General features: G+C 51.6%; 6 protein-coding genes. All 6 read right to left on the bottom strand.

Annotated features, from left to right (window positions below):
- Positions 1-220 precede the first annotated feature (220 nt).
- The 6 genes from DFP94_RS18330 to DFP94_RS18305 all read right to left on the bottom strand — a co-directional run bounded on the left by DFP94_RS18330 (position 221) and on the right by DFP94_RS18305 (position 9348).
- Positions 221-2752, bottom strand: a complete 2532-nt coding sequence (locus DFP94_RS18330; RefSeq protein WP_114497912.1) for an ABC transporter permease — start codon at positions 2750-2752, stop codon at positions 221-223.
- Positions 2753-2755: 3 nt separating this feature from the next.
- Positions 2756-3451: an ABC transporter ATP-binding protein gene (locus DFP94_RS18325; RefSeq protein ID WP_114497911.1), complete on the bottom strand. Its 696-nt coding sequence runs from the start codon at positions 3449-3451 to the stop codon at positions 2756-2758.
- Between the two features lie 134 nt (positions 3452-3585).
- Positions 3586-4620, bottom strand: a complete 1035-nt coding sequence (locus DFP94_RS18320; RefSeq protein ID WP_114497910.1) for a sensor histidine kinase — start codon at positions 4618-4620, stop codon at positions 3586-3588.
- Positions 4610-5308, bottom strand: a complete 699-nt coding sequence (locus DFP94_RS18315; protein ID WP_114497909.1) for a response regulator transcription factor — start codon at positions 5306-5308, stop codon at positions 4610-4612. The genes DFP94_RS18320 and DFP94_RS18315 overlap by 11 nt, the downstream gene beginning before the upstream one ends.
- Positions 5309-5615: 307 nt before the next feature.
- Positions 5616-6773: a hypothetical protein gene (locus DFP94_RS18310; RefSeq protein WP_114497908.1), complete on the bottom strand. Its 1158-nt coding sequence runs from the start codon at positions 6771-6773 to the stop codon at positions 5616-5618.
- A 22-nt stretch (positions 6774-6795) separates the two neighbouring features.
- Complete coding sequence (locus tag DFP94_RS18305; protein ID WP_114497907.1) at positions 6796-9348, bottom strand: DUF2339 domain-containing protein; 2553 nt, start codon at positions 9346-9348, stop codon at positions 6796-6798.
- Positions 9349-9456 lie beyond the last annotated feature (108 nt).

Here is a 9456-nt window from a genome sequence, read left to right as displayed (position 1 = left end):
ACGGGGGTAACCTCTCGTTCCCCCCTTTTCACCCATTCCATAACCTAAAGAGAAACCCATGGTCTAAGTTTGACCATGGGTTTCTCGACAATCTGAGCCAGCTTATAAAGCTGGCTTTTTTATTGTTCTGTTAAAAGACTCTTAAAAGAAGAAAACCTCCAAATCATATATTGGAGGTTTTCACTATTATACTTTTAATACTTTAATATAAAACTCCCGCTCACTCCGCCTCCCGTAGCCGCTCCACGATCGAGGCTTTGGACAGCCAGCGGTACGCCGCGAGGGTTATGGCCAGGGAGATGGCCACCAGCAACGGAACAGCGGAAGCGATCGGCCAAACGGACATGCGGAATACCGTAAAGGCCATATTCTCCGAAATGCTCTTGGCAACGCGGTAAGTAAGATACAACCCGGCCGTGCCGCCGATCAGGCCGACAAGCAAAACCCCGTACAAGCCTTCGAAGATCAGCGTTTTTTTCAATTGCTTGCGGGTCATCCCAACGCTTTCCAGAATGGCGAATTCATTACGGCGCGACATGATGCCGGTGATTACCGTGTTGATATAGTTCAAAATTCCGATGAGCGCAATAATGAGACTGAGTCCGTAACCGATCGTCTGGAAGATTCGAATGAAGCCGTCCATCTCTTTTTTGTAGTCTTCCCGGGACTTCATCATCAAATCCGGATTGGAATCGACCATACTCTGAACCGTCCTCATCACCTGTTCCAGCTTGGCGGGATCGACATGAAGGGTCGCTGACATGATGCCGGGATTTTCTATCGAACGGGCAAACTCTTCCGCCGGGAAATATACTTTGAATCCAGCACTATTATAGGACTGGGTTCCTGCTGCATAAAGCGCATTCGACTTGAGCACCGCCATGACTTCATAGCTTTTGTCCATGCTGTCCAGCTTGATCCGGTCGCCGGGCCGGTAATAGACCGCATACACGTCATTCCCTCCGTCCAGTAACGCTTCCGTAACCAACACGTAATTTCCGGTGGCGAATTTCCCACGATCAAAACTTCCTGAAACGATATCGCCATTATGGATTACATCGTACCAGCCCGGATCAATCCCGTGCACCTGCAATTCAATACTTCCCCTGCTCAGAATGGACGTGAATATCGGCATTTGGGGATCCTCATTGACAGCAAACGGTTCAAGCGTCTGTCTGATGGTTTCGTTAATTTTTAAAAGATCGCCTTGAAAGTAAACCTTATCCACACTCTTTACCCCATCGATAGCCCCCAGCGATTTTACAACATCGTCCGTAAGCGCGGCGGTCCCCCCCTCCGAGTAACGTTGACTTCGATCCGGCATTTCCTTCACGACGATATCTCCCGAAATAAATGCACTCAGGTACTTATTCACATCGAACGAAGAAATCACCGTATAGATAATGCTAAACAATATCAGGCTTAACGATAAAGAGGCCAGCATCAGAATCAGCTTCTTTTTATGCCGGAGCAGGTTGGCCAGAGCCATACGGGACAGCTTGGCCCCTTGCGTCGACCGCTTCGTCTTTTTGCGGCCCGTACCGCTCAGTCCGGTAAATCTTACCGCTTCGACAGGCGAGATGCGCGAGGCGGTGCGGCCGGGTTTGCTGGCAGCGATCCGAACGGTAAGATAAGAGAAAAGCGCAGCGCCTATGAAAATTAACGGACTAATTGAATATACGCTTTCCTCCTCCATTAATGAGAAGCTCTTCATCATGGGCATAAGCCAAAGGCCGACCCCATAGCCCAAAGCAAGTCCGATCGGCAACGCGGTCAAAAACAACCGGTTCGCCTGCATTGTAATAATCTTCCGGAGCTGCCTTGGCGTCGTCCCGATCGTTTTCAGCAGGCCGTAAAACTTAATGTCCCGGACCACCGAAATATGAAAAATATTGTAGATGAGCAAATATCCGCTCAACATAATGATCAGGATCAGCCCGACATAAGGCAGTACATTCATAGGATTCTCGAAAATTCCCACGCTGGAGTACGCCCAGTTCACCCCGTAATCCGCCTTGATTCCGGTGTCCGACATCACTTTCTTGATTTTGTCCTCAATCCCGTAGGAGTTATTGAACATGACATCCAGCCGCGTTGTGTTTACATAAGTGCCGGTCTGCTTCGTTTGCTCCGGATCGATATGCGAGATATTCTCCCGGACAAAGGCTTCCGATAAAAAAGCCAGCCCCGACATGGCAAGGTACTGATCCGCTTCATAATATCCGGACAAGTCAAAGGTTCGTGATACCTGCTCGCCGTTAATATCCATATCCAGATCAACCTTGGCCCCCAATTGATGCGGTACGCCAAGCAAATCAAGCGCCCAGGTGTTCAGGACGATTTCATTTTCGCCCTCGGGCAGTTTACCTTCCTCTAACCGGATAAAGCTATGTTTGGCTATGTTCTCGTCAATCTGGTTGATCTCCAAACGTGAGGCACGAAATTCATCATTAACGGCGTACCCGATGAGCACGGCTTTCCCATACTGTTTAATGGAAGGATGCTGTGCCAGCTTGTCGGCTTCTTCCGGACTCAAGTATTTAAAACTGCCGTGGAAATCGCCCCCCGCCGTCCTCATCTGCGTCTGTTCCATGGACCGGTTAATGCTGAAGCCCATCGTGAACACCGACGTAATTAACAAGGTCGTCAATACGACGGCACAGATAATAATCAGGTTACGCATCCGATTGGTCCGAAAGCTCCGCTTGGCCAGCCGGGTAACGGCTTTTCCATGATTGGTCGCAATGTTCATGGCCTACCTCCCGGCTCCGCGGAGCGGTTCCGGACGGGCCAGGATTTTGCCGTCCTCGATCCGGATGATCCGGTCCGCCGTCTGAGCGATTTCCTCGTTATGGGTGATCATTACGATCGTCTGATCGAACTTCTCGCTTAACTGCTTGAGAAGAATCATCACTTCCTGACTGGTCTTGCTATCCAGGTTGCCGGTAGGCTCGTCCGCCAGCACGATGGACGGCTTCGTCGCCAGCGCCCGGGCAATCGCCACCCGCTGCTGCTGTCCGCCCGACAGGTTGGACGGTAAATTGCGGACTTTGTCCTTCAGCCCTAGCGCACCGATAATCCGATCGACATGTTCTTTATCCACCGGCGTCCCATCCAGCTCGATCGGCAGCACAATATTTTCATAAGCGTTCAGGATCGGAATCAGATTATAGTTTTGAAAAACAAACCCGACCGACCGGCGTCGGAAGATCGTGAGATGCTCGTCATTCATGCCGAAAATATCGTTCCCGTCGACGTAAACCTTGCCTTCCGTCGCCCGGTCCAGCCCTCCCATCATGTGCAGGAGCGTGCTTTTGCCGCTTCCGCTCGTTCCGACGATGGCGACGAATTCGCCCCGGTTCACGGAAAATGTAATTCCATCCAGTGCTTTGACGACCGAAACGCCATGACCGTAATATTTTTTCAACTGATCGATTTGCAAAATGGACATGTCCTGTCCTCCTTCAGAAACGTATCTTTGCTATTCAAGAACATAAAAGTCCATACCTGACGGTACAGACTTAATGTAGCAAATCAATCTGACACCCCGGTGTCTGAAAAATAACGGAACGGACATATTGCGCCTCAAATCGCCGGCAAAAACACCGAAAACACCGATCCCACGCCAGGCGTAGAGGATACTTTGACATATCCGCCCTGGGCCGTGAGAATTTCGCGGGACAGGTACAGACCAATGCCGACGCCCTCATACTGCGACGTTTCCTTGCTGCGGTAGAACCGCTTGAAAATGTCATTCCATTCGCTCTCCGCAATGCCGATGCCGGTATCGGCGATATCGATCCGGGTAAACATCTCGTTCGCCCGGGCCGTAATGTCAATCCTTCCTCCGGTCGGTTTGCTGTACTTTACCGCGTTCTCCAGCAGATTAACGAGCGCCTCCGCGGTCCATTTCGGGTCATGCCTGGCCATCGTCCCCGGATCGCAATGGATTCGGACGTCGATCCCTTTTTGCTCCGCGCCGGCATACACCTGCGAGACGGCTTTCGTTATCGTACCGATTACCGGATGCAGGTCATCCCGGATCGCGATAATGCCATTTTCCAGCCGCGACATGTTGACCAGGGACTGGATCAGCCAACCCAGCTTCGCCGACTGGTCCCGGATGCTTGCGGCATGCTGGCGGGCCTCCGTGCTAAGCCCAGGGGTTTCCTCCAGCAGCCCGCTATATAAAATAATGTTGGATAAAGGGGTTTTCGTCTGGTGGGAGATGTCGGAGATCAGTGCTTTGATGCTGCTTTTTTCCGCGTCCAGCTTTTGTTTGTGCGTACTCGACATTTCAAAATAACGGGTCACTTTATGCTCAAGGGATGACACCACGCTCTCCGTATACCCGGTTTGACGCGGCTGGCCGCTGATGGCCCGGTCGACAATCTCATTGAGCATCTCGGCGGTAACGGAGGTCTCCGCCTTCACCGTCCAAGCAAGGGCGCCGCCCAGGATCAGCATCGAAAGCACGAACAAAGCCGAAGCCCAACCCGTTGCCGTATCAAATTCGGTAACATACGTCACGATACCGATATAAACCGCCGTCAGCAGCGCAAAAGCCCCACCATAGACCGTATAAAGGAAGGCACGGCGGCGTTCATGGTTAGTCCGCATGGTGGGCCTCTTCGGTCCGGGTCCAGAGATAGCCCAGTCCGTACACGGTTTTTATGTAAATGGGCGAGGACGGGTCGTCCTCGATTTTGGAGCGGAGTCTTTTCACCGTGACCGTCAGGGCATTTTCATCCACAAACTCCGCTTCCCGATCCCATACCTGATCCATCAACTGCTCTCTCGTCAAAATTTGGCCCCGGTTGGACACGAGCACTTTCAGCAGCTTCTGCTCCGTTTTGCTTAGCTGCAGGCTGACGCCTGACTTGCGGAACTCCATTTTTCCGAAATCGAGGCTGAGCGGGCCGAGCGTCAGCTTGTCTTCATACAGCGCACGGCTCCGGCGCAACACCGCCATCACCCTTGAGCGCAGCACCATCAGGCTGAACGGCTTCGTGATATAGTCATCCCCGCCCAACTCGAAACCCAGGACGATGTCGGATTCCATATCGTTCGCCGTCAAAAAGATCACCGGCACCGGGGAGGTCGCCCTGATTTTCTCGCAGAAATCGAGCCCGCTGCCGTCCGGCAGATTGACATCCAGCACGATCAGGTCAATAGCGCCCTCTGCAAACCTGCGCTCCGCAGTCGCCAGATCGTAGGCTTGTTCAATCGTGATTCCGTCTTGAGCCAGGGTGAGCGCAATTCCTTTGTTCAAACTAATGTCATCTTCCACGATGAGCAGCGTAGTCATCCGGTTACACTTCCTTCTTTCCGTCCCGCGAGATTCTAGCGACGCCTTCTTACGCACCGGCCTCACCCCGTGGCGATTCGTTGTCTATGTATTGGCCTTATTATACACAAAGTATAAATTCAATGAAGCGTCATCCGCCTCATTCCGCGTTTACTTTTACTTCTACTTAAACGAAGCTCGAGCTTACTAAGTTACATTTTCGAAGCATGTCACAGTACGGCAAAAGGCCCCGGAACCAACGCGATAGGGTCATCAGCACGACCGCCGCGTCCGGTTCCGGGGGCATATTCTTAGCTATAAAAGTTAGTTAGTCAACCCGGCCGGAAGCACGGTTTACCTCCAGCCGATCCGTGTTCACAATATGTTCTTCTCCCTCACCGTCTCGTACAAGTTCGTAGAAGCGAACGGTCAACGTCTCTTCATTCACCGAGTCCACTTCAGCGATGAATATGGAACCGATATCGTTCTCATCCCTCGCATTACTTTCAAATCGTGTCGTACCTTCCACTCCGGTTGCGATATAGAAGGCCTCTTGCTCGCTTAATCTATAATCGTCCGTGTCGTGGAATCCCGGCCGCCCCTCGTCAAACTTCCCCATCTCCAAAGAAAGCAACCGGTCATTGTACGTTTTGTACAGCACCTGATAGATGAGATGCTCATCGGCTCCCAAGCTTAGGAGCAGTTCCCTGTTGCTGGTCATATGAGGTTCGGATGCCTCACCCAACGCCTCCAAGCTTCGGGACGAGCCATCATACAACGCCAGGCGTTCCTCCGCAATTTCGCTTCGGTCTTCGTTATCGCGTGAACGCACAAGCAACAAGAGCATTTCCTCATCCAATTCATAGCTGTATACATCCGAGAGCCCGTGCCGGTAAGCTTCCTGAAGCCCGGTAAGATCAAATAAACCGGTCAAAAACGGGGCATCCTCCGCACCGGTATTGGATAAATAGTAGGTCCCTTTCGGCTCGGCGTTCGCGCCTCCAAATCCTTCTCCTTCATAATCTACGGTCAGGGAATTTTCGGCAAACTCCAAATCAACGTCCTCGTATTCTTCATCCGTCAGCCTGAACCTGCCCAGCTCCCCATCCCATACAAAATCCGATTCCATCGACCCGATATGATGCGAATAGCCCCTGACAACAGACACGCTTAGGTGATATCTCCCCGGATCTTCCGGCGAAGCGGTAATTTCGGCAACACCGGCGTTAGACGGACTGTAATTCGAAATGAGGTAGCGGCCGGGGACGACAGTCTCTGCGGTATTGGCACCAGCCTGTTCTGCTTGAACCTTGACCGGGGCCCCCGAGACCGGACTCGGACTCGAACCCAAACTCGAACCCGGTTCGGAAACCGGAGGGTTCCCTGAAATCTCTTGCTTCGAACATCCTGCAGCTATGATTGCGCAAGTCAACAAAATGAGAAATCCGGGTAGATGCCGAGAGTAGAAATTCTTGCAAATGGTCATAAAGTCAGGCGCTCCTTTGTGCTTAACCCTGGGAATCCGCCGCGGAATCCGCTTCCTGCGCCGCTCCTAATTTATTGGATACCTTTTGATAAATATAGGAAATCCCCAACAAGACGATGCCAAAGCAAAAATATGCAGCGATCTTGCTGCCGGTGGTCATCAGTTGCAAGTCGAACAGCAGCATTTTGCCGGTCGAAAACAAGGTTAAGCCCAGGCCGATCCGCCGGATCAACAAATATTTGTAGCGGAATCCATAAGTGATATAACCGATCGCGAGCAGCAGATATACGGTGCTGAACAGCCATCCGATGTCCCCAAACCGGAGTTGAACGCCCAAAAAGGCGGTCATGATGCCGAACAAGTAGATACCCGCGATGACCGGGTACCATTCCCGCTGGCCCGGATGCGGCTCCAGAATGCCGATGATCAAGTCGCGGCCGCTAAAGAAGACAAGCAGATTGAAACCGATGAGAATCATCAGCGCCACATAGTTCTCCGCGGAATTGTACGCACCGTTCGCATGCAGCGACGGAACCGTCAAAGTCACCGCCAGGCACGCGAGATAGCCGAACCCGTGCAAGATGCGGACGTAATACTTCACGAAGGTGTCATAAAGGACGGCCACTTTGGCAATGGCATAGGCCAAAATTAGAGTGACGGCGGCAATTAGCAGGATTTTATAGAAATCGTACAATTCCGAACCCTCAGGCATGATTCGCTTATAAATTCGTCCTGTCTCATAGACCAGATACAACCAGATGTTGACTAGCGCCACATATTTAAATACGGAAAGCAGAGATCTGTCCCCCGGCCTGTACCGTCGGGCATCTCCTTCATCCTGCAAGCGGAAAGCGTAAAATAAGGCAAGCACAACAAGCCCGAGCGAAACGAAGGTATACTTCCAGGAAAAATCAAAGGAGTCCGTATTGAATAAGCTAAGAAAGCTATCGACAAACAGGAACATGCCCAGACACAGCCCCACAATGCCCCAGCCGGTACGCTCCAGTTGCCGGTAACGGTAAAGATGCCCCAGCATCGTGAGTATCATGCCTTCGATCAGCCATGCCAACGACATATAATGGATGCCGAATTGGAACGGAATGACCAGCAGCGAAAAGGTCAGGGAAGTGCCGTAGAAGAACAGTCGAGTCTCCTTTTCCTGATGCACGTGTCTCCGGGACAACCGCGCAAGCGCAAAATAGGATACGCAGAACAGGAGCGCAAGCAAGCCGCTAAAATCATCCCAATCCGCTGATAACAATAAGCTGTATAACGTTACGCAGTTAATGACCGTATTCAGGGCCAGTAAAGCAAAGTCCCACCAGGTCAGTTTGGTTTTATTCTTAAACGGAACGTACAAGGTAATTCCCAGATACATAACAAATGTAACGACGGCATAAAGCATGCCGACCGCCGTATGCTCCGCGATCGAGACGAGCACCAGCATGGAAACCATATTGAACAGAAAACTTATGTAATTCACGACGACCCAGCGTTTGCGGAACGAAATCAACAGGATCAACGCATTCAGCAGGAACAAATACCCCATCGCCACATATACGGCGCTTCCTTCCAGGCCGAATGCGGCCAAATAGGAAAAGAACGGAAGATAGCCGCCCACCAGGCCGAAAGAGCAGATCGTCCGGGATTCATACCTGAGCGATAACAATACGGCCGTGGCCGTAATCAGAATGGAAAGAATCATTCCTATAACTAAGCCAATAATTTCAAGCAAGAAATAGCTGTAGAACACCGACCCGTACAAGACCGAGATCCCGCCACCCAAAAGCCCCATGGCGAAAACCGTCTTGTTTTTACGGAACAGCCACTCTCCGCCGGCCAGCATGAGCAATCCTAACAGGAAGAAAGCGGCGCCCTTCATATAGCCGTTGAACCAGGTGGAGTAGGAATATTGGAATGCCGCGCCTACCGCCAGGATGAGGAGAAAAATCCCCAGCTTGTTCATCCAGTTCAGGCCGATTTTCATCTCGAACTGATTCTGCTTCATGCGCCGCTGCATCGTCTCTTCGCTGACGCCTTCCGTTACGAGTCGCTCATAACCCTGAGCCGCGTCGCTGCGGATGGTCCGATCCTCTGTCAGCACGCGCTGGCGATGAGCCGCCATCCGGTGATTCAGTTCGTCCTGAAACTGTCCCAGCTTGGCGGCAATGACCTCCTTGTCGGCCCCCAAGTATCTGTCCGCTTGTTCATACAATTGATGGATACGCTGCCTTGCTCCATGTTCCACGGCATCAAGCGTATTCATATGCCCTTGCCCCATGGCCATAAAATAAGTCTCCAGCTTCTGCCGCGACGCCTTGATCAGACTAAGCTTTTCGTCCAAAATTTGCTCGGAGAGCGCATGGCGCAGCGAGCCGTTTTCCTTTTCCAGCAGTTGCAGCCGGGTTTCCAAAGCGAGGACCCGCTGCTGAACCGCCTCATGCTCCCGGCGTAAGGTTTCATTTTCCCGCAGGGCATCGTTTGCTTCGAACTCTGCCATGAGATCCTGATACTCCCGGGCAAGCTGATTTTGTTTGTCCCTGATGGAACTAAATCGATCCTTAAAATCCTTCATCCCTTTCCCCCATTACCGATTTTGATGGTTTTACTCATTTTACTACAAAACCGCATCGTTTCCCTTGTTTTACAAAATTGTTTCCAAGTCCAGGAACATAACTGGACC

This window comes from Fontibacillus phaseoli, assembly GCF_003337355.1.
GTDB lineage: Bacteria > Bacillota > Bacilli > Paenibacillales > Paenibacillaceae > Fontibacillus > Fontibacillus phaseoli.
This window is presented reverse-complemented; position numbering and strand designations above follow the sequence as displayed.